The sequence below is a fragment of the Allosphingosinicella sp. genome (assembly GCF_036403745.1).
Classification (GTDB): Bacteria; Pseudomonadota; Alphaproteobacteria; order Sphingomonadales; family Sphingomonadaceae; genus Allosphingosinicella.
Genome location: NZ_DASWQI010000077.1, coordinates 17729 through 44106, shown reverse-complemented (window position 1 = coordinate 44106; position 26378 = coordinate 17729). Strand labels below are relative to the sequence as shown.

Genomic DNA, 26378 nt, shown 5'->3' with positions numbered 1-26378 from the left:
CGCGCGGAAGTGCGCCCGCTTGCGACCCGTTGCGCATATTGACCCGATAAGTCACAGCCGGAGCATGAACCTGCTGCGACGCTATGTACGCCACGTTCGCAAGAAGGCCGCCGTACCCACTGATGTCGGTAGACGCCTCATCGATATGCAGGGCCAGTGTCTTCCCTGGATGACGCTGTGGATCCTGCCGCTGCCGATCGGCTGGGCTTTTGGCCTGCAACGAGCCACCACCTTCTGGATCGAATTACCGTTCATCGGCACGAGTCTCGCCGGGTTGCTGCTTGTCTGCTGGATTTTCGTTGCCAGCGATCTTTCCGGGCGCGGGCGGCGCTAGCAGGATGTGCGCCCGCGACCGCTTGCGGACATTGCGACATGGTGCGACTTCGTCCTGATGCCGGGGTTTTCCTTTGAACTGGTGTTGATCGCAGTCGCCGCTGTCGCACCCGCCGCGCCACGGGAGGATCCCGCGCGGCCGGTAGACCCCGCCGCGGCCGCAGCGCAGGTCGCCACCTGCGGATTTAAAAGTGCGCGGCCAAGGTTCGACCATGACGTCGCGGAGGATGTGATCGAGGTACCGGACGTTACGTCCGCCTCGGAAGCCCAACTCCGCTGCGCGGCGCTCGCCTCGCTTGGAACCTCCTACTTCGTGGTGTTCCCGCCTGCGGTGGAGCAGGGCTATCTGCCGCTCTACCAGCGATTGTCGGACGAGCAGGAGAAAGCCGCGGCACGCATCTGGCTTGCGAAGAGGGGATTGCTCGCGCGCCTGCCCATTTACGACACGGCGGCGACGGACGAGGCGTCGTTCGCGCGCGCGCTCGAACGTCTGTGCGGCCGCAAGGCCGCCGGCGCTCTCCAGCCAATGCATGGCATGGCGACGTTCAGCCCGGGGGCGATGTGGACCTTGACGAAGCGGGGGTCCTCCAAGGGCAAGCTGGACGACGAGACCTTCCGCTGTCTCGTCAACGCCTCGACGGCCTCGGGCTACCCTATCGGGTTCATCGGTAACGGACCGTCCGAGTAGCCGCACCAGGTGGAGTATTGCCCTCCGCCGGAGCGGGCGCAATTTCCCTGCACGCCTGGCATTCCGCTTCATCGCAATCCTCAGCTGGCACGGCCGCAATCGCTTGAATCGGAAGGGAGTTCTGCCACAATGGCCCCGAGTAGAGCGGGGGGTGGTGCGTGCGCGTCTGGATTTTCATTTCGGCTTCGATATTTCTTACCGTTCCCGTTCACGCCCAAACGCAACAGGTCCGCCGCGGTCCCGCACCCTCATGGGCTACCGCGTCTCCGCTCCTGCCGGTACCGGAGACCGTGAGTGGACCCGTATTCGTCCGACGCCAGGACGTGGAGATTCATCTCAGCGGCAAGACGCAGGCGCAATATCTCGGCTATCGGATCAAGATCCTGCACCAAAGTGCGTTGCAACTCGGCAACATCGCAATCGCCTGGAATCCGGCGGCCGGCGCGCCGATGGTTCACGAAATCAAACTCTTTCGGGATGGCCAGACGATCGACGTCCTCAAGGATTCCACATTCGAGATTTTGCGGCGCGAAGACCAACTGGAGGCGGCAAGGCTGGACGGGACGTTGACCGCGGTCCTCCGCATCCCCGACCTGCGCGTAGGCGATGAGCTGGAGGTGGACCTGACCAGGTTCGACAGCGATCCGACGCTGGGCCAGAACCAGGCTGGCCTGCTCATGCTCAACCCAAGCCCGGCTCCGGGTCGATATCATATGGGGATAAGCTGGGAGTCGGGTCGCAACCCCGCGCTGAAGCCGACGCCGGACCTGGCCGCGGCGATGATAAAGGGCGAACGGCAGGCCGAATTCCGCTTCGACAATCCCTCGACTTTGTCGCCGCCCAAGGACGCGCCGCCGCGATACCAGTGGCAGCGCATCCTCGAATATAGTGAGTTCCCCAACTGGCCGGCCCTTTCGCGCGAGTTCGCGCCACTGTTCGCGAAAGCCGCGAGCATCGGCCAGGACTCGGCGATCAGACGGGAGGCGATTCGGATCGCCGCCGCGCAGGCGAGCTCGCTCGGCCGTGCGCAGGCAGCGCTCAAGTTGGTCCAGCAGGATGTGCGCTACATCTATGTCGGCCTGAACGGCGGCAACCTGACGCCGGCCTCGGCGGACGAAACGTGGCAGCGCCGTTATGGCGACTGCAAGGCGAAGACAGCCTTGCTGCTGGCTCTTCTCGGTCAACTGGGGGTCGAGGCGGAGGCGGTGCTCGTCAACTCCGGTGGTGTCGACGACGGTTTCGATCAGCGTCTGCCGATCCCGCAATTGTTCAACCATGTGCTCGTGCGCGCGCAGATCGACGGTAAGGCCTATTGGCTCGATGGAACGCTGCCGCCGGTCGCATTGCCGAGCGCCCGTCCGGCCTTCCCGGTCGGCTGGGTCCTGCCGCTGACGATGCGCGGGAGTGACCTCGAGAAGCTGGCGTGGCAGGCGCCGGCGACTCCGGACGAAATATCGTTGATCGAAGTCGATGCACGGGCCGGCTTCGACAAGCCGGCGAGGATCATCTCGACAGATATCGTGCGTGGCATCAAAGGCTTGCAGGAGCAGGTCCAATTTTCGTCGATGAACTCGGGACAGCTGCTGACCGCCTATCGTCAGAACGCCATTGGCGACTTCTGGCAGGTGATCGACGATGTTCAGTGGCATTATGACGAGAAGGCGGGTGCGAGCGTCCTGACGATCACCGGCACAGGAACGATCACCTGGGACGATGACGGAAACGGAGCAAGATCGTACGCGCTCCCGGGTGCTGGGTTCAGCCCACCCGAACGGCGCGTCCGAGCGGCCGATCAGAGCCAGGAGGTGCCCTTCTATACGAAGCCGGCCTATTCCTGCCACGTCACCACCGTGCGGCTGCCGAGCACCACCCAATCAGGGCAATGGTCCTCGAAGCCCAGCTTCGACCAGCGCATATTCGGACGGATTTATTATCGCGCCTGGGAATTGCGGGACGGGTCCATTCGCATGATCCGCGGGTCCCGGGTCGAACAGCCCGAAATCACGCCTGCCGCTGCGCAGCGGGACAATGCGCGGATCGCCACATTCGACAACAGCATGGGCTGGATTTTCTACAACCCCGCCGGCCGGAAATCCTCTGTCGGCAGGGGCGAGAAAGTGCCGGCAGCCTATGAGATCGACTGGACGGCGACCTCGGTACCTTGCCTGCCTCCGGCGCAGGCACCTGAGCCGGGTGGGAAATCGGCCGCCGCCGGTGGTCCTACTCAGGCGCGGTCCGAGGCCTCACCTTCGTAGCTCGATCGCGTTTCCGATTCGAAGCGGCCGTCAGCAGGGCTCGCTGTCGAAGGGCCTGCGCGCCGTCCGATGGAGCAGCTCGGCATCGACCGATGCCGTGCCGAGATGCTCCGCGAATTTCGCCTCGAGCCACCGAAGATGATGTTGCTTCGGCGGCTCGGTCTGGTCTCCGTCCGCCTTGATGGCCAGGTTCGCGAAATCCTCGGCAGTCACTCTCCCGGACGCGGGGAGCAGATCGAGCACGTGCGTAGCGACGCCCTCGACCATCCCCCCGCACCAGCCGCCGCGGACGCAAATGTCCCGCATCAGCCTCTGGGCTGGCAAAGGAGGCACGATGTCGATCTCGTAGCTCGCGGCCTCGCACCAGAGCTCGATCTTCTGCGCGGATACCGCCGAATAGCAGCGATCCTCCGCGCCCTCCGCCAGGGCGTAGCGAACGCCGACGCGCGCCCGCTCGGGAACCTCGTGCCGGTGGCCCCAAGGCTCGATCACCAGCACCAGCGGCACTTCGTGGTAATTCTCAAACTCGATTATCGGCATCCGCCGACTGTGGGCGCCTTGCCGCATTCGCCAAAGCGATTTCCACGAGGATCGGCCACGGCCGCGCGTCCGACCCGTTCGAAATGGCGGCTTGGCCGCACGCTTCAAACCATGCCAAATAGCTCCGTCCCCCGTCGCTGCGACCAATGGCCAATCGTAAGGATAGAGCCGAAGGGTGACGTCCCGACGATGACATTTGCCTGGATGGCGGATGAGGTCGATGGAAATTTCAGCGGCTTCTCACTCCGCCGGCACTGGTCTCCAGCGCAGCCGCGCCGTCCGCCGCGGCCGCAGCTCGGGTGCGACGCAGGCGAACGCCAGCAGCCCCAGCACCAGCCACCCCCAGGCGCTGAGCCACGCCGTCACGTCCTGGAACAGCCCGCCGCGCGGCGCCGCGAAGCCGTCGACATAAGCGAGCCGGATCCGCCCGTGCGCGGCGGCGTAGTGCATATCCCGAAGAAGCCCGGGCTTGTTGCCGTAGAGCCTGTCCAGCGCACTGCCGTCGCGGATGCTCTCGAACGGCACGCTCTCCACCGGCGGCTCCTGGTCGGAATCGAAATACATCCAGCGCCCGTCCACCTTGGCGGCGACGGCGAAGTGCCCGGTCGAGGCCGGGTCCGACGAAGGCCAGCTCATGCCGACGGCGGCATAATGGAGCCCCGCGCGACGCAGCATCTCCATGAACACGATCGCCTGCTGGCTGCAGATGGCGCGGCGGTGGTGAAGGATCGCATCGGGCTGCACCGGCACCCGCAAATTCATCCAATATTCCCCCGCCGCAACCGCCAGCCAATTCTCCCGCCAGCTGAGCAAAGAGGTTTCGTGGAAGAAGCGGTCGCGCACGAACTGGTCGATGCCGGCGGCGATCCGCGCCTCGCGCGAGCCGTGCTGGCGCTCGACATAGGAGGGCAGGATCCGCATCGCCGCGTCGACGCTGCGGACCTGCGCCAGATCCGGCCGCCACTGCTCCTCGAGCGCGTCCGGCACCCGTCCGTGATGCGCCGGCGCAAGCCGCGCCAGCCCCGCCATCAGCGCGAAGACAAGGAAGCTCACGGCCAGAACCCCGCCGGCCGCACGGCGTAACCACATATCGAAAACCCCAAGCCCCTGCGACATGCGCAATCGGAAAGGGGTGCCGTCGCGGCAATACCGTATTCCTACCGGCTCAAGGCTGCACAGGCGCGATTTCCCTCGCGGCTTTTGTCATGCTATCGACACCGACATGGGGGCGGAGAGGTCACTTCACGCCATAAGCCGGATCGAGCGCGCGCTGGCGCGCATCGAGGCCGCCGGCGCGCGCCCTGCTCCTGAGCGGACGGCCCCGGCCGATGCCCGGCTCGAAGCCGCGCATGCCCGGCTCAGGACCAAGGTCGAAGCGGCCATCGCCGACATCGACGCCCTCCTCGAAGCGGCGGAGAACTGATGGCCACCGTCGAGGTCGAAATCGCCGCCCGCCGCTATGCGGTCGCCTGCCGCGACGGCGAACAGGAACATCTGCGCGAGGTCGCCGCCATCGTCGACCGCAAGGCGCAGGATGCCGGCACCGCGCTCGGCAGCCTCTCCGAGGTGCGCCAGCTGCTCTTCGCCTCCCTGCTCCTCGCCGACGAGGTCAAGGAGCACCGCGCCGGCAACCCCGTCGCCCCCGACGACGACAGCGGCCGCATCGCCGATGCGCTGGAACGGCTTGCCGGGCGGGTCGAGGCGCTTGCACAGCGCCTTGAGGGCGAGGCCTGAAGCGCCTACATAGGGACCTGACGGGTACTGCCCGGTACGAGCTTTTGCGAACATCCCTGAGGCGATAAGACATCCTCGGGGGCTGTCCCTGCCCGGATCCTGGTCCGGATCACACGGTCCCCACCTGACGTTCTGGCGTCAGAGGATATTCCGGCAAACGGCCATGGCGGTCCCGTCACCCTTCCCCTCTCTCAAGGCCGGCCTTCGTGCCGAAGCCCTCGCCGCGCGCCGCGCCTATGCCGCCTCCCTGGCGCCCGAGATGCGCACCGGGCTGCAGGAAAAGCTGGCGGAGATCGTCCTCCCCCACCTCCTCGCCGCGAAGATCGTCGCCGCCTACCATCCGCTCAAGGACGAGATCAGCCCCTGTCCCATCCTCGAAAAGCTCGGGGCGGGCCAGCGCGCCGCCCTCCCCTGGTTCCTGGACCGCGACAGCCGGATGATCTGGCGCGAGGCCCCTGCCGTCGCGCCGAGCCCGTGGGGCGTCCTCCAGCCCGCCCCCGCGGCCGAAGCGCTGGCACCCGACATTGTCCTCGTCCCCCTCGTCCTCGCCGACAGGACCGGCGTGCGCATCGGCCACGGCAAGGGGCATTACGACCGCGCCCTCGCCCATCTGCGCGAAGGCGGCACCCGCATCTTCACGATCGGCCTTGCCTGGGAGCCGCAGATCGCCGATTCGCCGCTGCCGGCCGATCCGTGGGATGTCCCCTTGGATGCAATCGCGACGCCGAAGGAATGGATCGCCTGCCGATGACCCCTGCCAAGCCGAGCTGGAGGAAGCCCTTCGGCATCCTCCTCATCCTCGCCCTCATCGCGCTCTGGGCGGTGATCGTCGTCAGCCTCGCCGATTGGCTGCCCCCGCTCTGGTGGCCGCTGAAGGCGATCTTCTTCATCGCCGCGGGAATAATCTGGGTGCTGCCCCTCAAACCGCTCCTGCGGTGGATGGAAACGGGGCGCTTCTCGCCGCCATAGTCCTCAGCGGCGGCCCGTCTTCTTTTCGGCCGAGGGGACCAGGAAAAGCAAAGTGATCGCCGCGCCGCCAGGCCGCGCTGAGATCATCGCCGTGACCAGCAAACGGCCGTCGCCGATCATGAACGTGCAGAAGTCGCCTCCGCTCGTGCAACTCGCGATCGGGTGGGCGTCGTGCTTCCGAGCCACAGCCATGTAGAACGCCTTCACCCTCGCGAAGCTGTCGCCGGTCTCATATCGGACCTTGAGGCTCGGCAGATGCGACCTCTCGACCCCGACGATCCGCGCATTGGGGTATCGGTATCCGCGTTCCACTGGCGGCAGTGCCCTCGGATCGCTCGTTCCATGACCGGGGGCGGTGGCGAGTCCGCATAGCGCAAGCGCACATACCAACGCGGCCTTTGCCCGACTGCCTGCCATGCACGCGCCTCCCGGTGGCTCGAATAGCACAGGTTTCGGGGAACAGGTGAGGGTCCGTACAAGGGGACCGCCATTCCGCCGCACGCTTGGGTACGGCAAATGGCGCGAGTGACGGGGCTCGAACCCGCGACCTCCGGCGTGACAGGCCGGCGCTCTAACCAACTGAGCTACACCCGCGTGGAGGCGGCGAACTAGGCGACCCCCCGGACCCTGTCAAGCGACGGGGCCGCAACGATTCAGGGGCGCCAGACCAAGATCGTTTCAGGGTGAATCCGCCTGAAACGTGAATCTTGGTCTCACCATGAGTCGAGAGCGTCATTCACACCATCGGCCGAAGCGCGAACCGCTTCGACCTCAGACGATCAGGCTCTAGCCTCCTCGTCCTTCTCGTCGGGATGCTGGCCGGTGAGGGTCCCGTCCTCAAATAGGAAGCCCGCCACGTCGGGGCGCCCAGCGGCGTCGAGGATTGTGCGGATGATGATCAGGAGCGGCACCGCGAGCAGCGCCCCGGTCGTCCCCCAGACCCAGGCCCAGAAGCTGAGCGAGACCAGGATCAGCAGTGGATTGATGGTCAGCCGCTTGCCGACGAAGCTCGGCGTGATGACGTTCGCCTCCACGAGGTGGAAGCCGATGAAGCAGAGCGCCGGCAGCATCGCATAGCCGGGCTCGTTGAAGGTCATCAGCCCGCCCAAGGCCAGCAGCAGCGCCGAGGCGATCGGCCCGAGGTAAGGGATGTAGTTGAACAGGGTGACGATGCCGCCCCACATCAACGGCGTCGGCATGCCCAGAAGCCACAGCGACACCGCGACCAGCGCCCCCAGCGAGATGTTCACCAGGGTGATCGTGCCGAGATAGGTCGAGGTCGCATCGACCATCTGCTGGATCGCCCGCGCCGTGGTCATCGCGCCTGCGAAGCTGGTCCGGTCGGTGATGGTGCGCTTGCGCATCCGGGTCCAGCCGGCGAGGAAGAAGAAGATCACCAGCACGCCGAAGAACATCTGCACCGCCGCCAGCGGCGCCGAGGTGGCGATGATGCCGAGCAGCGAATTCGGCGTCTCGACCTGGACGGTGCGGGTGCCGTGCGGATGGGCGGTGCTGAACTGGCGGAACATGTTGTCGATGAAGTGCTGCAGCTGCGTGTAGGCGCGGAAGACCGGCGCCAGGCTCTCGCGGATGCGGCCGACCCGCTCCGGCAGCAGCCGCACCCAGTCGCTCGCGGGCAGCAAGATCGAGGCGACGGCGATGTTGGCGACCGCGAGGAAGGAGATGACGCAGGTGAACGCCGCCAGCGCCGACGGCAGGCCGCGCCGCTCGAGCCATTCCAGCATTGGCACCAAAGCGATGGCGATGACCAAAGCCGCCGTCACGGGCAGGAAGAACTCCGCCCCTGCCCGCAATGCGAACGGGACGGCGAGGACGAATCCGGCGCCGGCGATCAGGGTCAGGGCCGCGAGCAGGCGGTCGCGCCGGAAGGCGGCCTGCGTCACCTCCTCCCCCGGGTGGGGCTCGGCCGCCGCAGGCGCCCGCGGCACAGGCGCGTCGCCGGCCGGTTTCACACTGTCGCTCTCGAGCCGTCTCATCCCATGCTCCCGGAGGCCCTTACGGTAGCGATCCCGTACCGCTGGTAAGAACCTCGTTAACCATTCCTTGACCCCTCCCCCCGCAATAGCCGTCTCACAGACACGCTCGTGGGGAGCTTACATGCGTTATCAGGCCTCGGGCGCCGAATCATCGGCGTTCGTAAAAAAGACAGTCTTGGCGGCGCTCGGCGCCGTGGCCTCGGCTGCCCTGGCGGCGCCCGCCTTCGCCGCGGGCACGCCGGCCGGCACCACGATCAGCAACACCGCGACCGCGACCTACGACCTGCCCGCGGGCGGGACCGGCACCGTCACGTCGAACACCGTCACCCTGAAGGTGGACGAGCTGATCGACGTCACCGTCGCCTGGAAGGATCCGGGCGACGTGCAGGGCACCGCCGGCGGCATCAACCAGGTGCTGAGCTTCACCGTGACGAACGGCGGCAACGCCTCCGAAGCCTTCACCCTCGGCTCGATCGCGGCGCTGGGCGGCGACGATTTCGACCCCGCGGTCACCTCCATCGTCCTCGATACCAACGGCAACGGCGTCTACGATGCCGGCGTCGACACAATCTACGTGCCCGGCAGCAACGATCCGACGATCGCCGCCGACGGCTCGATCACCGCCTTCATCCTCTCGACGCTGCCCGCCGCCGCCAACGACGCCAACCGCGCCCGCGCCGAGCTCACCGCAACGTCCAAGAAGGGCACCGGCACGCCCGGCACCTCCTTTGCGGGCGTGGGCACCGGCGGCGTCACCGCCGTCGTCGGCCTGACGGGCGGCAAGGGCCTCGCCGACGGCTGGTACAAGATCCAGAAAGCCGCCGTCGCCTTCGTCAAGACCGCAAGCGTCGCCGATCCGTTCGGCGGCACTACCCAGGTCCCCGGCGCGACCGTCACCTATACCTTGGCCGCCACCGTCAGCGGCACCGGCAGCCTCGCCAACTTGAAGGTCAGCGACGCGATCCCCGCCGGTACCACCTACAAGCCCGGCACCATCACCCTGGACGGCGCGGCCCTGACCGACGCCGCCGACGCCGATGCAGGCGCCTTCACCGGCAGCGCAATCGCCGTCGGCCTCGGCACGGTCGCCACCGGCACGACCAAGACCGTCACCTTCAAAGTCAAGATCAACTGAGGAGCACCCGATGCGTACCGCCTTTGCCATTCTCGCCCTCATCGCTCCGGCCGCGGCCCTCGCCGCCGGTCCCGAAGCGGTGCAGCTCACCTCCAAAATCTCGGTCGAGCACATCCGCAAGGGCGCCGACGGCCAGCCGCACAAGGTGGTCGAGGAAGCGAAGCGCGTGGTTCCGGGCGAATCGCTCGTCTTCGAATTCTCCTACCGCAATGCGGGCGCCAAGCCGGCGACCGGCTTCGTCATCACCGACCCGCTGCCCGGCAACGTCGCCTTCGCCGGCGCCGAGACGGCGGGCGCAGTCTATTCGGTCGACCACGGCAAGAGCTGGGGCACGCTCGCGTCGCTTCGCGTGCCGACCGCCAATGGCGGCTTGCGCGCGGCGACCAGCGCCGACGTCAACGGCATCCGCTGGGCCTTTCCGGCAATCGCGCCGGGCGGGACCGGCAAAGTCAGTTTCCGGGGCCTCGTAAAATAGCCCCACACCCGCTTCGGGCGCCGGCGGGTGGGGAGTGGCGCCTCTTTTGACCAGGATTGGACCAGACAATGACCAGGACACTGCGTCTGCTCACCTCCGCCAGCGTGCTGGCGGTTGCGGGCTTCGCGGCGACTCCGGCCTTCGCGGCCGGGACGACCGCGGGATCGACGATCACCAACACGGTGACCGTCAACTATCAGGTCGGGGGAGTCGCCCAGAACGCCGTCTCCGCCACCGACAACCTCGTCGTCGACCGCAAGATCAACCTTGTGGTGGCACAGCTCGGCACGACGACGACCTCGGTCTCGCCGGGCCAGACGAGCGCCGTGACGGGCTTCACCGTCACCAACTCGTCCAACGCCGTGCTCGACTTCGCGCTGGCGCTGACCCAGTCGTCGGGAGGCACCGCCGCGCATGGCGGGACGGACAATTTCAACGTGTCGAACGTCAAGCTCTACTTGGACACCGACAATAGCGGCACATACAATGCCGGCGACACTTTGATCACCTACCTGGACGAGATTGCGGCGGACGCCACGAAGACCGTCTTCGTCGTCTCCGACATCCCGCTCGGCAAGTCGACCGGCGACGTCGCCAACGTTCGCCTCACCGCCACGGCGGCGGAGAGCGGCGGGGCCGGCTCACTCGGCGCGACCGTCACCCAGACTTCGGGTGCGAACACCGCCGCCATGGACACCGTCTTTGCCGACACCAACGCCAACAACAACGTCGCCGGCGACGGCGCGTCCTTCGCGGAGAACGACTATACGGTGCTCGCCGCGGCGCTCAGCGCCGTCAAGACCAGCAAGATCATCAGCGATCCGATCAACGGGTCGACCAACCCGAAGATGATCCCGGGCGCGACGGTGGAATATTGCATCGCCGTGTCGAACGGCGCCGGCAGCGCCACCGCGACCAGCGTCGCCTTGTCGGATCCCTTGCCGTCGCAGACCACCTACCTGGCGGCCTTCGGCATCAAGGTGAACGGCACGGTGACGTCCGGCGCCTGCAATGCCGATGGCGTTGCCGGCGGCAGCTTCGCGAGCAACACGGTCTCCGGCACCCTCAGCAACGTCGCTGCGGGCGCCACGAGCACGTTGGTGTTCCGAGTGACGATCAACTGAGGAACCGGGAGAGGGAGCGGAACGTGCTTCGGCCGATCCGCCCCCTCCCCACCCCAGCCATGGCCACTTCCACCCGTCTTTCGGGGACGCTGACGTGCGTCCTCAGTGCGGCGCTCCTCGCGCTCACGCCTCACGCGCCTGCGCGTGCGGCGGGGCCGGACGCTGCGCGGACGGTGTCGAACACCGCCCAGATCGAATGGGACCAGGCCGGCCAGCATCTCGTCTTCGCCTCGAACCGGGTCGACCTCACCGTCGTCGTGCCCGCCCCGGCGACCCTTACCGCCTATCGCTTCGACACCGGCGCCTCCGCGCAGCCGCTCGCGGCCACGGCGGCGGTCTGCACCGGATCCGCCGGCAGCGCGCCCGTCGCCCTCGGCGCAGCCTGGACCGCCGCTCTCCAGGGAGGTCCGCTCTTCGCGCCCACCGCCAGCATCCACGCCGGCGAGCCGCTCTTCTTCGCGATCGACTATCCCGCCGGCAACGCCAATCCGGGAAAGGTCGAGACCCTGCTCGCCAGGATCACCACCCAATCGGGCGATAGCGAGCTGCTCACGGTCTCCGAGACGGGCCCCAATACCGGCCAGTTCGCCGGCTACATCCAGACCGTTGCGGGCACGTCCGCCGCGGGCGACTGCCGGCTGGGCGTTTCGAGCGGCGACAAGATCATTGTCGCGGCCGCCGAGGACAAGCTGGTCGTCAACCCGACCAGCACCCCGGCCCCGCCGCTTGCCTCCGTCACCCTCGGCGTGCTGGCCGACCCGAACGGCATCGTCTTCGACAGCCGCGACGGCACCCCCGTCGCCGGCGCGAAGGTCACGCTGATCGACACCGCCACCGGCGGCCCCGCGCAGGTGTTCGGCGACGACGGCAGCGCCGCCTACCCGGCCGTGGTAACGAGCGGCAGCGCCGTCCTCGACAGCGGCGGCGCCCGCTACGCCCCCGGCGCCGGCGCCTACCGCTTCCCGCTCGTCCGCCCGGGCCGCTACCGGCTGCTCGTCGAGGCGCCGGCGGGCTACAGCGCCCCGTCGATCCGCACCCCCGCCGATCTCGCCACCCTGACGGCGCCCGACGGCAATCCCTTCGCCATCTCCGCCGGTTCCTATGGCGGCGAGTTCGTGGTGACCGGCCCCGACGCGGTCCACGTCCCGATCCCGCTCGACAAATTGGGCGCGCCGCTGCTCGTCACCAAGCAGGCCAACCGCACCGAGGCGGCGCCGGGCGAGACGGTCGCCTACGCCGTCGTCGTGCGCAATCCGGACGGGAAGATCGCCACCTCGCCGATCACCGTCACCGACCATTATCCGCACCAGCTGCGGCTGCGCGCGACGACCGTACAGGTCGACGGCCGCACTGTGGCGCCGGTGCTCGACGCGAATGCCGAGGCCTTCTCCGTTGCCCTGAACCCGCTCGCGCCCGGCGCCAGCGCAGTGATCAGCTATGCGATGGAAGTGCGCGGCGACGCCCAGCCGACGGTGAGCGTCAACAAGGTGGACGTCGCCGACGCGCGCGGCACCAAGAGCAACACCGCCAGCGCACCCTTGCGCATCCGCCGCGATTCGATCGCCGATCGCCTCACCGTGGAGGGCCGCGTCGTCGACGGCACCTGCGCGGTTCCAGGCAAGGGCATTGGCGGCGTCCGCATCATGCTCGAGGACGGCAGCTACGCCGTCACCGATCCCGACGGCCGCTACCATTTCGAAGGGCTCGTCCCCGGCACCCATGTCGTCCAGATGGACGACACCACCCTCCCCGCCGACCGCGCCGCCACCGATTGCTACGACGACACACGCTCCGGCGGCCGCGCCTTTTCGCGCTTCGTCGACGGGCGCGGCGGTGAGCTGAAGCGCGTCGACTTCCATGCCATTTCCGCCGCGCCGCGTGCCGCGAAGTCCGCCGCCGCCGCCGCGCGCCCCGCCGTCGCGACGGATGCCCAGGCTGCCGGCGCCGAGCGCGACTGGTTCGCCGGACAGCAGCCGGGCGTCGCCTGGATCTTCCCGCAGGTCGACCACAATCCCCGCGCGCCGATCGTCCGCGTCGCCATCAAGCATCTGCCGGGCCAGAAGATCGTCCTCTTCGCCAACGGCCATGCGACCGATCCGATCGCCTTCGAAGGTGATCGCAAGAGCGGCGACGGCGCCATCGTCATCTCCCTGTGGCGCGGCATCCCGCTCGACGCCAAGGGATCGACCGACCTCTCGGCCGAAGTGCGCAACGCCGACGGCAGCTTGGCGCAGACGCTGCACCGCATCGTCCGCTACGGCGCCAGCCCGATGCGCGCCGAGCTGGTGCGGGAGCGTTCGGTGCTGGTCGCCGACGGCGTCACCCGCCCGGTCATCGCCGTGCGTTTCACCGACAGCGACGGCAAGGCCGTCCGCCACGGCCTGGTCGGCGATTTCGAAGTGCCGGCGCCCTACTACCCCGCCGTCGAGGCCGACGCCCAGCAGGCGCGCCAGCTCGCCGGCCTCGAGCGCGCCCGCCCCGTCTGGCACGTCACCGGCGAGGACGGCGTCGCTTACATCGAGCTCGAGCCGACCACCGCCTCGGGCTCGGTAAGCCTGCGCTTCCCGTTCCGCGACGGCCAGGCCAGCCGCGAGCAGCGCCTCGAACTGTGGCTCGATCCCGGCGAGCGGCCGTGGACCATCGTCGGCCTCGCCGAGGGAACCTTGGGCTACAACCGCCTCGACAACCGCATGGAAGCGCTTGGCAACGACAAGCCGAAGCTGCTCACCGACGGCCGCCTCGCGCTCTACGCCAAGGGCAAGATCCTCGGCAAATGGCTGATGACTTTGGCCTATGACAGCAAGAAGAAGGAGAGCGAGACCCGCTTCGGCGGCGCCATCGATCCGAACAGCTATTACACCGTCTACGCCGACCGCTCCGAGCGCCGCTACGACGCCGCCTCGGTCAAGAAGCTCTATCTGAAGCTCGAGCGGCCGCAATTCTACGCTCTGTTCGGCGATTTCCAGACCGGCATCGACGAGCCGCAGCTCGCCCGCTACGTCCGCGCCTTCACCGGCGGCAAGGCCGAATATCGCTCGAAGCGCGTCGCGGCGGTCGCCTACGCCGCCGATGCCGAGAACAGCCACCGCCGGGACGACATCCAGGGCAACGGCCTCTCCGGCCCCTATGCGCTCGGCGCCCGCAACATCCTGCCGAACAGCGAGCAGATCGTCCTCGAAGTGCGCGACCGCCTCCGCTCGGAGAAGATCGTCGAGACGCACCAGCTCACCCGCTACGTCGATTACGACGTGGATTATGCGGCGGGCATCGTCCGCTTCAAGCAGCCGATCCTGTCGCGCGATTCAGCGCTGAACCCGCAGTTCATCGTCGCCGATTACGAAGTGGACGGCGTCGCCCGCCGCCGCCTCAACGCCGGCGGCCGCGCCAGCTGGCGCTCGAAGGACCAGAAGCTCCAGGTGGCCGCCACCGCCCTCCACGACGCCACCGACACCGGCACCACCAACCTCGCCGGCGCGGACGTGCGCTACAAGCCCAACGCCAGCACCGAAGTGCGTGCCGAGATCGCCGTCAGCGACAACAAGGCCGCCGCGGGGGCGGCGCAACCCTCCGGCGGCACCGCCACCGCCTGGCTGGTCGAGGCCGAGCATCACGGCCCGCGCTACGACGCACTCGCCTACGCCCGCCAGCAGGACAAGGGCTTCGGCGTCGGCCAGCTCTCCGGCGCGGAGAACGGCACCCGCAAAATCGGCTTCGACGGCCGCGTCAAGATCAACGAGCAGGTCTCGGTGTCGGCGAGCGGCTGGGTCGAGGATTATCTCGGCACCGAGGCGCGCCGCATCGCCGGCAAGGCCATGGTCGAATATAAGGGCCGGACCCTGACAGGCCGCGCCGGCCTCGTCTTCGCCGATGACCATCTCCAGGACGGCCGCTCCGCCCACTCGACCCTGCTCCAGCTCGGCGCCACCAAGCGCATGCTCGGCAACAAGCTGGAGCTGGACGCCCAGACCGAGATCCCGCTCGGCCAGGCCGGCAGCGTCGATTTCCCGGCCCAGCACCGACTCACCGCCCGCTACACGGTGAAGACCGGCTTCCAGCTCGTCGGCGCCTACGAGATTGCCAAGGGCAAGAACATCGACGCCCGCACCGCCCGCATCGGCTTCGACATCCAGCCCTGGGCCGGCGCCAAGATCGCGCTCAGCGCCAACCAGCAGGACATCGCCGAATACGGGCCGCGCAGCTTCGCCGCCTTCGGCCTCTCGCAGTCGGTGGTGCTCGGCAAGCATTGGTCGCTGGACGCCTCGCTCGATTCGAACAAGACGCTGCACGGCATCGATCCGAACCGGGTGCTGAACCCGCTCCAGCCGGTGGCGAGCGGCGGTTTCGTCGGCTCCGGCGCCACCCTCACGGAGGATTTCACCGCTGTGACCGGCGGCGCCACCTACCGTGCGCACCTGTGGAGCGTCACCGGCCGCGCCGAATATCGCGCCGGCAGCCAGGGCGACCGCTACGGCGTCACCGCCGCCGGCCTGCGCCAGATCGGCGACGGCAGCGCCATCGGCGTCGCCTTCGACTGGTTCACCGCCAAGGCCAAGACCGGCGCCGAGACGCGCACCTCGAACCTTCAGCTGAGCTGGGCCCACCGCCCCGCCGGCGCCGCCCTCACCTGGCTCGAGAAGCTCGAATTTCGGGAGGACGCCGTCACCGGCGCCGTCGCCGGCCATGCCGATCCGATCGGCGCCCTCTTCACGATCAGCGGCAACGCCCGCTCGCGCCGCGCGGTCAATTCGCTGTCGGTGAACTACACGCCGGGCCCGGGCATGGAACTCTCGCTGTTCTGGGGCGCCCGCTATTCCAGCGACAAGATCGCCGCCGACGACATCAAGGGCCTCAGCAACCTACTCGGCGCCGACATCCGCTTCGACCTCTCCAGCACCCTCGACGTCTCGCTCGCCGCCACCGTGCGCGAGAGCGCCGGCGGCCGCGCCATCGGCTATGCGATCGGCCCCAGCCTTGGGGTGAAGCCGTTCGACAATGGCTGGATTTCGCTCGGCTGGAACGTCGTCGGCTTCCACGACCGCGACTTCGAAGCCTCGCGCTACACCCGCGCCGGCCCCTATGTGACGATGCGCCTCAAGTTCGACCAGCTGAGCCTGCAGGGCCTGGGGCTGGGCCGCAAATGATCCGCCTCGCCCTCCGCCTGCTCGCGCTCGCCGCGGCTTTGCTGTTCGCGGTCCCCGCAGAGGCTGCGGTGACCTTCTCCCTGCGCACCGGCGACGACGTCTCGAAGACCCAGTCGATGCCGATCGACAGCAACAACTGCGCCGGCTCGGGGCCCCGCGCCATGTATGTCGGCGGAATCGTCACCAATACCGGAGGCGCGACGGTGACGAACGTCGTCGCGACGATCAGCGGCCTCGGCAGCGGCTTCTTCCTCGCCGGCGGGCAGGCGGCGACGCAGAGCATCGGCGCCATCGGTGCCGGCCAGAGCACGGGCGTCTACTGGTTCGTCGGCTACGGCTGCACCAACCTCGCCACCGCCGCGACCTCGGTCGGCATCACGTCGAGCACCGCCGCCTCGACGAGCCTCGTCACCCTCACCGCCCGCTCGGCGATCAGCGCCAATGCCGGTGGCAACGTGCTGAGCTCGACCCTCGGCCCCGGCGCCGTCGTCGGCCAGACCATCTATTTCGACGCCTCCTACGATTTCGGCGGCTCGGCCGTGGGCGACGAATTCTTCCTGCAGCCTTCCGGCGGCCAGGCCTTCAATGCCGCCTGCTTCCGCCTCGTCGGCACGACCATCACCGCCAGCAACGTCACGCCGGCAACCGTCGGCACCGCCAACCAGCTCTATTTCGTCCAGACGCAGAAGCAGTCGGGCAACAATTACGGCATCACCGTGCGCTATTATTTCGAATATCAATGCGCCGGCACCTCGACGACGGCGCGGCCCTATGCGGTCCAGACCTCGGGCAACACAAACATCAAATATACCGGCAATTTCGACGGAGCCGGGAGCATCTCCCTCTCCTTCCCCGGCGCCACCAACCCCTTCACCATCTCGAAGGCGTCGGACATCGCCAGCACCACCGTCGGCACGGCGGCGACGGTTAAATATACGGTGACGGTCACCAACCCCTCGTCCAACGCCAGCCGCATCTCGAGCTTCACCGACACGCTGCCGGCGGGGGCGACCTTTCAGGGGCTCGACGCGACCAGCGACGTCACCGGGGCGAATTCGAGCAGCGTCCCCACCGTCAACGCCACCGGCACGCTCACCTTCACCGGCCGGCAGGACCAGTCCTACCTCATTGCCGCCGGCGGCACGGTGAAGCTCGTCTACACCGTCAAGATGCCGTCCACCGCCGGCACCTACGTCAACAGTGCGCAAGGGCAGTTCGGCACCGCCACGACGCCCACGGTCAGCGCCAGCTTCCAGGTGCTTCCTATCCTGCCGCTCACCGTCGCCAAGGTCAGCGCAGCCAAGAGCGATCCGGTGAACGGCACGACCAACCCGAAGCTCATTCCCGGCGCGACCGCCGCCTACACGATCACCATCACCAACCCGAACCCGTTCACCGTGACGGCGGACAGCGTCCTCGTCACCGACACCACGGCGGCCAACCTCCAGCTCTACGTCGGCAACATTTCCGGCGCGAGCGGCGGGCCGGTGAAGTTCACCGACGGCGCCGCAGCCTCGGGCCTCACCTACAGCTACGCCAGCCTCGCCAGCACGGCGGACGACCTCGAATTCTCGAAGGACAACGGCGCGACCTGGACCTACGTCCCCGCCGCGAATAGCCAGGGCGCCGACAGCCTCGTCACCACGCTGCGCATCAAGCCCAAGGGGACGATGGCCGCCAATTCGAGCTTCAGCCTGCTGGTGGGCTACGTCATCAAGTAAGCGCCGCGGCATGGTTAACGCTCTTTCAATCCTCCGCCCCTAACCGGTAAGCCACAGGAAGATCGAGGAAACGGTGCCGGGGGTCCACGCCGCAGGATTGCATCAGGAGGATGGCTGCGCATCGCCGCGGCCCTCCTCGCGCTCGCCTGCGCCGCGCCCGCCGCCGCCGGCACCTGCACCGCGGCCAATACCTACAATTTCGCCTTCAGCAGCGTCGCCGCCGCGACGCTCAACTATGCCAGCACCTACACCTACACGGCCGCGACCACCGGCGGCGCGACCAAGACGTTCACAATCGGCTTCACCACCAACGGCCTCAGTTCCAGCAGCGTGACCAGCGGCAGCACTCTTCAGCTGCCCGCGATCGGCAACCTCATCACCGGTGTCGGCACGGGCAACACGCTGGCGATCGGCGGCACCTTCTCGAGCCGCACCGACACCACCTTCTCCAGCCGTGTCATCAAGGTGACCTTCACCTTCGCGACGCCGATCCGCGACATGGTGCTCACCGTCCACGACGTCGACTATTCGTCCGATCAGTATCGGGACTGGCTGATGGTCGAAGGCTTCAACGGGGCGTCGACCTACACACCGACGCTGACCACGCCGGGGGGCACGGGGGCCACCGTCATCCTCGGCCCCAACGCCACCTACCCGTCGTTGACGGCCGGCCAGGCGCTCGGCACCGCGACGAACACCAACACCGGGTCCAACGAAGGCGACGTGGGCATCAGCTTCAGCCAGCCGGTGACGTCGGTGACGCTGCGCTACGGCAACTATCCTTACACGGGAAAGGAGAAGACCACCGGCCAGCAGGCAATGGGGATTTCGGCGCTCACCTTCTGCCCGATGCCGAACGTGACGATGGCGAAGACCTCCGCCCCGCTCGCCACCACCGGCACCAACCGCTTCGGCGTGCCCGGCGCCGAAATCGTCTATACGATCACCGTCACCAACAGCGGCGCCAGTCCGGTCGATGCGGCCAGCATCGTCCTCGTCGACACCCTCCCGACCCAGGCGAGCTTCTACAATGCCGACTTCGACACGGCGCTGCCCGGCACCGATCCCGTCTACCTCAATGCCGGGACCAGCGGCGTCACCCTCGCCGCCCCCAATGTCAGCTATTCGAGCAACGGCACCAGCTACGGCTACACGCCGGCTGCGGGCTACGATGCCAACGTCAAGGCGGTGAAGTTCCTGCCGCAGGGCACGATGGCGGCCAATTCCAGCTTCACCATCCAGTATCGCGTGCAGATCAAGTAGCGGCGCTTGGCCGACAGGCGCGCACGGCGCCGCTGGTGCCCCCGGCCGGAATCGAACCGGCACTCCTTACGGAACTCGATTTTGAGTCGAGCGCGTCTACCAATTCCGCCACAGGGGCCAGGCGCGAGCGCCGTAGCGAAGGCCGGGGCGGGCCGCAACAGCCCGCCCCGCCTCCTTTACCTTACGTCGGCGATCTTCAGGCGAAGACCTGCGCGTCGGCCTGGCCCTTGGGGTCCGGCCCGTACTTGTTCGGCCCCTTGGTGCCGTCGAGGCAATAGAAGACGATCAGCGCGATCAGGTACCCGAGCTGCACGATCGAAATCAGGCCGGCGAGCCCCGCTCCGCCCTGCGCCCTCAAGAACCCGCCGACGAGCGCCAGGATCAAATAGCCGCCGAGCCACCAGCCGCTGCGGTTGGTGTCGTGCAGCCTGCGCATCCCGACCGCCAGGCCGGGGAGGAAGAAAGCGAGCGCGATGAGGACGCCGATCAGCAAGAGGATCATGACCGTTCCGCCGGCCGCCATCAGCCCGCCGGCGTCTCCTTTGCCCATCGACATCAGCATCGATCCGGCAACGATCCCGCACAGGGTCAAGAACACGATCCACACGAGGAACTGGAACAGGGCGAACATCCAGAATTCGGTCCGGCGCGACCGGCCGGAGAATTCGGCGTAGCGCTTCAACGGCAGAAACATATATTCCATGGCAATTCCCCCAAAGCTGCCGCTCTGACGGCGGCGGAGTCGGCAGCCTCCTCCAAATCGCCCGCCTTGACAAGGGCGCTGCCTTGCCTCGCCCGCCGCCTTCGTCTAAAGGCCCCGCTCCCCCGCGCATGGTCATCCCTGGAGGCGTGCGCGCGGGCATTCGTCTAACCCTGATTTTTGAAAGACATGCACATGAGCGAACAGCTTACGCTGTCGGCCGAGACGCGCGAGCGGGCGGGCAAGGGAGCCTCCCGTGCCATGCGTCGCGAAGGCCGCGTCCCCGCCGTCGTCTACGGCAACAAGGAAGAGCCCCTAGCCATCCATCTCGAGGAGAAAGCCCTCATCAAGATGATGTCGAACGGCCACTTCATGAACTCGGTCGTGATGATCGAGGTCGGCGGCGGCACCACCGCCCGCACCCTTCCCAAGGACGTCCAGTTCCACCCGGTCACCGACCGGCCGCTGCATGTCGATTTCCTGCGCATCTCCGAGCATTCGAAGGTGCACGTCAACGTCCCCATCCGCTTCACCGGTGAGGAAGAGTGCCGCGGCATCAAGCGCGGCGGCGTGCTGAACGCGGTCCGTCACGAGCTCGAGCTGGTCTGCGACGCCGCCGAAATCCCCGACGAGATCGAGATCAGCTTGAAGGGCCTCAACATCGGCGATTCGCTCCACTTCTCCGCCCTCACTTTGCCCAAGGGCATCGAGAGCGCGATCACCGACCGCGACTTCACCATCGCCACCATCGTCCCCTCGTCCGGCTCCGTCATGGAAGCCGAGGATGCGGCGGCCGAGGCGGAAGTCCCGGCCGACGAGGTCCCGGCGACCGAAGCGACTGCCGGCGACGAGGACAAGGACGAGCCGGCCCAGACGCAGGGCTGATCTTGGCCATATTCACCTGGCTCGGTTCCTTCTTCGGCGTGAAGCCGGTGGAGGTGCCGGGCCAGCCCCACGACGCTCCCACAGTCGAGGATTGGGATTTCGAGCCCGTGCAGATCTGGGTCGGCCTCGGCAATCCCGGCACGCGCTATGCGATGCACCGGCACAATGTCGGCTTCATGGCGATCGACGCCATCGCCGCCACTCACGATTTCGAGCCGCCGAAGAAGGCTTTCCAGGGCTGGGCTCAGCAGGGCCGCATCGGCGCCCACCGCATCCTCCTCCTGAAGCCCAACACCTTCATGAACGACAGCGGCCGCGCCGTCCGCGCTGCCATGGACTTCTTCAAGAAGGACGTCGGCGACGTCACCATCTTCCACGACGAGCTCGATCTCGCGCCGTTCAAGGTCAAGGTGAAGGTCGGCGGCGGCACCGCCGGCCATAACGGCCTGCGCTCCACCGAAGCCCATGTCGGCAACGCCTTCCGCCGGGTCCGGATCGGCATCGGCCATCCCGGCCACAAGGACCGGGTGACCGGCTACGTCCTCGGCAATTACGCCAAGGCCGAAACCGAAGCCCTCGCCGACATGCTGGGCGCCGTCGCCGCCGAAGCGAAATGGCTCGCCGACGGCGACGACCCCCGCTTCATGAGCGAAGTCGCCCGAAGGCTGCAGGACGACTGAGCGCGCTTGCCTTCCCCTCTCGGCCTCGATAGCCAAGCCGTTGGGGGGACACGATTATGATCCGGACGCGATGGATAGCGGCGGCGGCCCTGCTCTCGGTTCCGGGAGCCGCCGCTGCGGGACCCGTCTACTTCCACAAGCCTAGCGTGGCACGGGAAGCCTTCCAGGCCGACCTTTCGGAATGCGTCGAGCTCGCCGGCGGCGTCCACCGCGTGCAGCCGCAATATGTCTATTCGCCAAATGTCTACGCGGCGGCCGCAGGCGCCTTCCTCGCCGGTTTCATGGCGTCCAAGCAGCGGCGGCACATGATCGAGAACGTGCTGCGCACCTGCATGACCGACAAGGGCTACCGCCGCATTGAGGCCAGCCCCGCCGCCGCCGCCTCGATCAAGAAGCTCGACCAAAAAGCCCGGGAGGAGCGGCTCTACACGCTCGCCTCGGCGCTCGAACCGGATGGAAAGGTCCTCCCCCGATGAACAAGATGCTGATCCTTGCCGCGACTGCCGCCGCCGCGCTGGCCGGAACCGCCGCGGGCGCCAAGCCCCTCACCGCCGTCCCCCCCAAGCTCGACCCGACCAAGGCCTATGTGCTGATCGAGTACCGGCTGCTCGCCAACCCCTATGCGAGCTTCCCGGGCTCGCGAAAGACGATGCGGCTCAATGCCGGCCTCACCCTCGCACGCTACGATCCCGCCCTCGGCGACGTGCGGGGTCTCGGCAAGGCCAAGGCCAACCCGGTGCCGCCCGGGCAAGTGGCCACGGAGTTGTTCCGCAACAAGCCGATTGCCAAGGGCGCCGACTCGCGGCTCTTCCTGCTCGAGGTCGATCCGGACCTCTGGGTGGTGCAGGGCTTCGCCGCCACCTCCTTCTCGCTCGGCTCCTACAGCTTCCGACTGGAGCCGGGGACCATCGTCGATCTCGGCGTGGTAACCGCCGAGAACGACTGGGCGGAGGGCCAGCGCCAGGCCAAGACCGGGGACATCCTCAAGATGGCGTTCATCGGTCCGTTCGCGAAGCACCCGGACATGGCGCCGATGCGCCTCTCCTTCCGGCCCCGCGCCGCAAGCGACATGCCAGTGCCTGCGGGCCTTCCCGCCGACAAGCTGGTCCCCGCCGCCTTCACCCCCGATCAGAAGTTCGGCAATTATCTCGGCGGTCTCGTCAACCGCATCGAAGGCGTCAACGCCCGCGCCCGCGCCGCCCCTGCCGCGCCGGCGCCGGACGAAGCGGCGCCAAAGCCCTGACGCTCACCGCGGAGCTCTCAAAGCCAGGCCGTCAAAGGGATGGATAACGTCGGCATCGTCGTCGAGAATCTCGACGCGGGTGCCTGGCACGTGCCTGGCACGTGCCTGGCACGTGCCCGGCACCAACGGGCTCGGCTCACTCGCTGGGCGGAACCTGTTTATTGTCCCGCAGGTCGATGACCTGGTCGCGTACGTAGCCGATCACGCCCGGGATTTCCGGCTGACGCGATATCTCGACGCCGAAATAGTTCGGTATCTTGCCCGCCGCCCGGAACATCGCCGGAGCCACGGGCAGACCCGGCAAGCTCGGCGCCGGCGGCATCTGGCGTATATCGAAGGGGGCGATTCTTGCGGTCCATGGCCGCTCGGTCTTCCCGAAGTCGGGAAAGACGACGGCTCCCAGATCGGCTATTTCGCCCGCCTTGGCCTCGAAGCGGACGCTGCCCATGCACGGGCACACGCCGATGCCCATGACGTCGTCGAGAATCATGATGTTGCCGTACACGGCGTAGGTGCCGGGCTCCACCGCGACGAGATAGGTGGCGCCCTCCTTGCTCGATGTGAAACGCTGATTCCATTTCACCTGGAACCATCGCCCCGGCTCCTTGCGCGGGTCCACAGCGTGAGGCTGGGAGGCCGCAGGCGCCGCGCGGCCTTTCTCCCGCACGAGCAGGATGTTGCCGTTGCGGATGTTGCTGCGGAAGAAGAGATACGCCTTGCTCTTGTCGACGACGGGATCGCCCGACCGGAATTGCGGCGGGTGCTCTACCGCCGCGGAGGGCGCCGCCGCCAGGGCCGCAAGGATGCCGAGGCAAAAAGCAAGCCGGTTCAAAGTCCCAAATCCCCAACCTTCGGGCGTGACCCTGACGCGAGCTTCGCGTCGATAAGCATCAGCCGTTGCCGCTCCGCTTCGTCGCCACCCGACCCGGGCGGGAGGGCGATTCGCTTCCACAGCGCCTCCGGCAGACCGTATCGCCGATATTCCTTGAAGCGCATGCACACGCGCATGTTGCGTCGGCTGATATCGCGCCTTTGCCCGCCGCCGACGATCGCGTCGGTGACCAGGCCGGTCACGCCGCCGAGGCCGGTGAGCCGGAGCGATATGCCGCGGGCATAGGCATCGCATTCCCTCAAATCGGCATAGGCCGTCGCGAAATCCGTGTGTTCGCGGTGGTAATAGAAATGCTGATCGTAGCTGCGCTCGATGTCCCGCGTCGGAACGAAGGTAAGATCGGGCACGGAAACGGAGGCGGGGTCGATGATGCCGGACCCTTGCAGCTCCGGCGGGCTCGGCGAAGCTTGCTCGGCGCGCGCCGCCGCCACGGTGGCGAGGCTCAGCCCCAGCGCCATGGCGCGCACCGTCAGCGCTCCCCTTCGCATCATATCTGCCCCCGCTGTCCCGCGAGGCTAACCCACACCATCGTTCAAGGGAACCCACAGCCGCCCGACGACCGGCACCGCAGGCGGCCGCCTGGGGAAGCTGATACTGATCTCCTCTAGCCCTCCACCATGCTTCGCATGGTCCCCCTCCCCCTCGGTACGCGACAGGGAGGACGGGGAATTACGCGCCTGACGCCGCCGACACCGCGGCCCGCGCCACATCCGCGATCACCGCATCGCGGCCGGCGTCGTTCAGCGGGGATCCCGTCAGATACACCGAGACGATCAGAGGCGCGCCGTGCGGGCGCCAGGCCACGCCGGCGTCGTTCGAGCTGCCGTGCATGCCGGTGCCGGTCTTGTGGCCGAGCCGCCAGCCTGCCGGCAGCCCCGCCTTGAGGCGCCCTACGCCCGTTTTGGAGTGCGTAAGCCACCGCGTCAGCGCCGCGCGCGAGGCGGGCTTGAGCACCCCGCCCAACACGATCCGCTCGAAGTTTGCCGCCATCGCATTCGGGCTGGTCGTATCGCGCAGGTCGCCCGGCGCGTCCGTCACGGGCTCGGCGCCGTCGAGGCGTGTCACCGGGTCTCCGATCGCGCGGGCGAAGCGGGTGAAGGCGGCAGCGCCGCCGATCTCCGCCAGGAGCAGGTTCGCCGCATCGTTGTCGCTGATGTCGATGGTCGCCTCGGCAAGCTCGCGCAGGCTCGCGTCGTGCCCGACGCGGCCCTTCGTGAAATCGGAATTGCCGAGATGCGACGCGGTGATCGGCAGCCGCCGGTCGAGGTCGAGGACGCTGCGGTCGGCGCGGGCGAGGAGCTCGGCCGCCAACAGAAATTTGAATGTGCTGCACAGCGGGAAACGCTCGTCGCCGCGATGGGCGAAGCGGTGCCGCGAGCCGGTGTCGAGCACGGCCACGCCAAGCCGACCACCGCTCCTGCGCTCCAGCCTTGCCACCCGCGCGGCGAGACGCTGCCCGCCGAACGCCCCTTGCGGCGTAGCCAATGCGGGGGCGGCGGCGAGCAGGCCCAGGCCGCCGGCGCCGAACAGGAATTGCCGTCTCTCGATCATGGTGAAGCCTCCCTTTCGCGCCCGAAAGTGTCGCGCTGGCGGTGGCCACGCAAACGATGTTACGTCTGATCAGGCATAAGCAAATCTAATGGATTAACGCAGATGCGGCCGAACCTCCCGTTAAATGCCCTGCGCGCCTTCGAAGCCTCCGCGCGGCATTTGAGCTTCACCCGGGCCGGGCTCGAACTGTTCGTCAGCCAGGCGGCGATCAGCCATCAAATAAAGGGGCTGGAGGCGCGATTGGGCGTCACCCTCTTCCGCCGCCTGCCGCGGGGCCTGGCGCTCACCGACGAGGGCGCCGCGCTCGTCCCGGTGCTGAGCGAGGCGTTCGACCGGATCGGCGGCACGCTGGAGCGCTTCGCCGACGGCCGCTTCCAGGAGGTGCTGACGATCGGCGTCGTCGGCACCTTCGCGGCGGGCTGGCTGCTCCCCCGCCTCCCCGCCTTCGCCGCCCGCCACCCCGAAGTCGACCTGCGGCTCCTCACCAACAACAACCGCGTCGACCTCGCCGGCGAAGGCCTCGACCTCGCCATCCGCTTCGGCGACGGCGCCTGGCACGGCGTCGAGGCGGTACCGCTTCTGGAGGCGCCGCTCACCCCCCTCTGCGCCCCCGCCATCGCCCGCCGCCTCGAGACCCCCGCCGACCTCGCCCGCGAGCCGCTGCTGCGTTCCTACCGCCAGGACGAATGGCCGCGCTGGTTCGCCGCCGCCGGCGCCGCCCCGCCCCGCATCCGCGGCCCCGTCTTCGACTCCTCCCCCACCATGGCCGCGGCAGCGGCCGCGGGCGCGGGTGTCGGCCTGTTGCCGGCGGCGATGTTCACGCGCGAACTGGCGGCGGAGACGCTGGTGCGGCCATTCGAGGCGGCCCTCCATGCCGGCAGCTACTGGCTCACCCGCCTCCAATCCCGGCCGGACACGGCAGCGATGCTGGGGTTCAGAGACTGGCTGACGGATACAACCTCGCCTCCCGGATTTCCGGGAGGGGATTGAGGGGTGGGCCTTGCCGGCGCACTTGCGCCCTGCGTGCGACAGAAGGCCCACCCCCGACCCCT

At 67.9% G+C, this 26378-nt stretch carries 26 protein-coding genes, 2 tRNA genes and 1 other RNA gene; 19 read left to right on the top strand and 10 right to left on the bottom strand.

What is annotated here, in order from left to right:
* The first annotated feature begins 64 nt into the window (after positions 1–64).
* The 3 genes from VGC56_RS14975 to VGC56_RS14965 all read left to right on the top strand — a co-directional run bounded on the left by VGC56_RS14975 (position 65) and on the right by VGC56_RS14965 (position 3276).
* Positions 65–334 carry a hypothetical protein gene (locus VGC56_RS14975; protein WP_464126161.1) on the top strand — a complete coding sequence of 90 codons (270 nt, stop codon included), beginning with the start codon at positions 65–67 and terminating at the stop codon, positions 332–334.
* 57 nt (positions 335–391) lie between these two features.
* Positions 392–1021, top strand: a complete 630-nt coding sequence (locus VGC56_RS14970; RefSeq protein WP_464126159.1) for a hypothetical protein — start codon at positions 392–394, stop codon at positions 1019–1021.
* A 323-nt stretch (positions 1022–1344) separates the two neighbouring features.
* Complete coding sequence (locus VGC56_RS14965) at positions 1345–3276, top strand: DUF3857 domain-containing protein (RefSeq protein WP_464126158.1); 1932 nt, start codon at positions 1345–1347, stop codon at positions 3274–3276.
* Between the two features lie 30 nt (positions 3277–3306).
* Here the strand turns inward: VGC56_RS14965 and VGC56_RS14960 are convergent, their stop codons facing one another.
* Complete coding sequence (locus VGC56_RS14960) at positions 3307–3816, bottom strand: hypothetical protein (protein ID WP_464126156.1); 510 nt, start codon at positions 3814–3816, stop codon at positions 3307–3309.
* A gap of 240 nt (positions 3817–4056) precedes the next feature.
* Positions 4057–4869 (bottom strand): transglutaminase-like domain-containing protein, encoded by an 813-nt coding sequence (locus VGC56_RS14955; protein ID WP_464126154.1) that lies wholly within the window; start codon positions 4867–4869, stop codon positions 4057–4059.
* Positions 4870–5038: 169 nt separating this feature from the next.
* On the opposite strand from VGC56_RS14955, the gene VGC56_RS14950 reads away from it, so the two are divergent.
* The 5 genes from VGC56_RS14950 (at position 5039) to VGC56_RS14930 (ending at position 6519) form a co-directional block, all read left to right on the top strand.
* The gene (locus VGC56_RS14950; RefSeq protein WP_464126153.1) at positions 5039–5239 is read left to right on the top strand and encodes a hypothetical protein; all 201 of its coding nucleotides are present in this window, start codon (positions 5039–5041) and stop codon (positions 5237–5239) included.
* Entirely contained in the window at positions 5239–5550 is a 312-nt protein-coding gene (locus VGC56_RS14945; RefSeq protein WP_464126151.1) for a cell division protein ZapA, read from the top strand. Before VGC56_RS14950 ends, VGC56_RS14945 begins: the two co-directional genes overlap by 1 nt.
* A gap of 21 nt (positions 5551–5571) precedes the next feature.
* Positions 5572–5727: non-coding RNA, 6S RNA (gene ssrS / locus VGC56_RS14940), on the top strand.
* Positions 5714–6301, top strand: coding sequence for a 5-formyltetrahydrofolate cyclo-ligase (locus VGC56_RS14935; RefSeq protein WP_464126149.1), 588 nt, complete (start codon positions 5714–5716; stop codon positions 6299–6301). Before ssrS ends, VGC56_RS14935 begins: the two co-directional genes overlap by 14 nt.
* Positions 6298–6519: a DUF2842 domain-containing protein gene (locus VGC56_RS14930; RefSeq protein ID WP_464126147.1), complete on the top strand. Its 222-nt coding sequence runs from the start codon at positions 6298–6300 to the stop codon at positions 6517–6519. Before VGC56_RS14935 ends, VGC56_RS14930 begins: the two co-directional genes overlap by 4 nt.
* A 3-nt stretch (positions 6520–6522) precedes the next feature.
* Here VGC56_RS14930 and VGC56_RS14925 read toward each other — a convergent pair whose 3' ends face one another.
* From VGC56_RS14925 to VGC56_RS14915, 3 genes are all read right to left on the bottom strand, one after another.
* Positions 6523–6831 (bottom strand): hypothetical protein, encoded by a 309-nt coding sequence (locus tag VGC56_RS14925; RefSeq protein WP_464126146.1) that lies wholly within the window; start codon positions 6829–6831, stop codon positions 6523–6525.
* Between the two features lie 205 nt (positions 6832–7036).
* A tRNA-Asp gene (locus VGC56_RS14920) sits at positions 7037–7113 on the bottom strand.
* Between the two features lie 185 nt (positions 7114–7298).
* Positions 7299–8516: an AI-2E family transporter gene (locus VGC56_RS14915; RefSeq protein WP_464126144.1), complete on the bottom strand. Its 1218-nt coding sequence runs from the start codon at positions 8514–8516 to the stop codon at positions 7299–7301.
* A 121-nt stretch (positions 8517–8637) separates the two neighbouring features.
* Between VGC56_RS14915 and VGC56_RS14910 the strand changes: the two genes are divergently transcribed.
* From VGC56_RS14910 to VGC56_RS14885, 6 genes are all read left to right on the top strand, one after another.
* On the top strand, positions 8638–9651 hold the full coding sequence (locus VGC56_RS14910) for a hypothetical protein (protein WP_464126142.1): 1014 nt from the start codon (positions 8638–8640) through the stop codon (positions 9649–9651).
* Between the two features lie 10 nt (positions 9652–9661).
* On the top strand, positions 9662–10126 hold the full coding sequence (locus tag VGC56_RS14905; protein WP_464126140.1) for a hypothetical protein: 465 nt from the start codon (positions 9662–9664) through the stop codon (positions 10124–10126).
* 68 nt (positions 10127–10194) lie between these two features.
* Positions 10195–11250 carry a hypothetical protein gene (locus VGC56_RS14900; protein WP_464126139.1) on the top strand — a complete coding sequence of 352 codons (1056 nt, stop codon included), beginning with the start codon at positions 10195–10197 and terminating at the stop codon, positions 11248–11250.
* Positions 11251–11273: 23 nt separating this feature from the next.
* On the top strand, positions 11274–16391 hold the full coding sequence (locus VGC56_RS14895) for a hypothetical protein (RefSeq protein WP_464126137.1): 5118 nt from the start codon (positions 11274–11276) through the stop codon (positions 16389–16391).
* On the top strand, positions 16388–18112 hold the full coding sequence (locus VGC56_RS14890) for an isopeptide-forming domain-containing fimbrial protein (protein ID WP_464126136.1): 1725 nt from the start codon (positions 16388–16390) through the stop codon (positions 18110–18112). Before VGC56_RS14895 ends, VGC56_RS14890 begins: the two co-directional genes overlap by 4 nt.
* Before the next feature lie 330 nt (positions 18113–18442).
* Positions 18443–19375 (top strand): hypothetical protein, encoded by a 933-nt coding sequence (locus VGC56_RS14885; RefSeq protein WP_464126134.1) that lies wholly within the window; start codon positions 18443–18445, stop codon positions 19373–19375.
* Between the two features lie 33 nt (positions 19376–19408).
* Here VGC56_RS14885 and VGC56_RS14880 read toward each other — a convergent pair.
* Together VGC56_RS14880 and VGC56_RS14875 are read right to left on the bottom strand one after the other, a co-directional pair.
* Positions 19409–19493, bottom strand: a tRNA-Leu gene (locus VGC56_RS14880).
* A 78-nt stretch (positions 19494–19571) separates the two neighbouring features.
* Positions 19572–20078, bottom strand: coding sequence for a DUF805 domain-containing protein (locus VGC56_RS14875; RefSeq protein WP_464126132.1), 507 nt, complete (start codon positions 20076–20078; stop codon positions 19572–19574).
* A gap of 192 nt (positions 20079–20270) precedes the next feature.
* Between VGC56_RS14875 and VGC56_RS14870 the strand changes: the two genes are divergently transcribed.
* The 4 genes from VGC56_RS14870 to VGC56_RS14855 all read left to right on the top strand — a co-directional run bounded on the left by VGC56_RS14870 (position 20271) and on the right by VGC56_RS14855 (position 22883).
* Complete coding sequence (locus tag VGC56_RS14870) at positions 20271–20960, top strand: 50S ribosomal protein L25/general stress protein Ctc (RefSeq protein WP_464126131.1); 690 nt, start codon at positions 20271–20273, stop codon at positions 20958–20960.
* Positions 20961–21067: 107 nt separating this feature from the next.
* Entirely contained in the window at positions 21068–21640 is a 573-nt protein-coding gene (pth, locus tag VGC56_RS14865) for an aminoacyl-tRNA hydrolase (RefSeq protein ID WP_464126177.1), read from the top strand.
* Between the two features lie 146 nt (positions 21641–21786).
* Entirely contained in the window at positions 21787–22116 is a 330-nt protein-coding gene (locus VGC56_RS14860) for a hypothetical protein (protein WP_464126129.1), read from the top strand.
* Complete coding sequence (locus tag VGC56_RS14855; protein WP_464126128.1) at positions 22113–22883, top strand: hypothetical protein; 771 nt, start codon at positions 22113–22115, stop codon at positions 22881–22883. Before VGC56_RS14860 ends, VGC56_RS14855 begins: the two co-directional genes overlap by 4 nt.
* A 136-nt stretch (positions 22884–23019) precedes the next feature.
* Here VGC56_RS14855 and VGC56_RS14850 read toward each other — a convergent pair whose 3' ends face one another.
* The 3 genes from VGC56_RS14850 to bla form a co-directional block, all read right to left on the bottom strand.
* On the bottom strand, positions 23020–23715 hold the full coding sequence (locus VGC56_RS14850) for a hypothetical protein (protein ID WP_464126126.1): 696 nt from the start codon (positions 23713–23715) through the stop codon (positions 23020–23022).
* The gene (locus VGC56_RS14845) at positions 23712–24266 is read right to left on the bottom strand and encodes a hypothetical protein (RefSeq protein WP_464126124.1); all 555 of its coding nucleotides are present in this window, start codon (positions 24264–24266) and stop codon (positions 23712–23714) included. Before VGC56_RS14845 ends, VGC56_RS14850 begins: the two co-directional genes overlap by 4 nt.
* A 178-nt stretch (positions 24267–24444) precedes the next feature.
* Positions 24445–25326, bottom strand: coding sequence for a class A beta-lactamase (gene bla, locus VGC56_RS14840; RefSeq protein WP_464126123.1), 882 nt, complete (start codon positions 25324–25326; stop codon positions 24445–24447).
* A 102-nt stretch (positions 25327–25428) separates the two neighbouring features.
* Here bla and VGC56_RS14835 point away from each other — a divergent pair, with 102 nt between their 5' ends.
* Positions 25429–26316, top strand: a complete 888-nt coding sequence (locus VGC56_RS14835; RefSeq protein WP_464126121.1) for a LysR substrate-binding domain-containing protein — start codon at positions 25429–25431, stop codon at positions 26314–26316.
* Positions 26317–26378 lie beyond the last annotated feature (62 nt).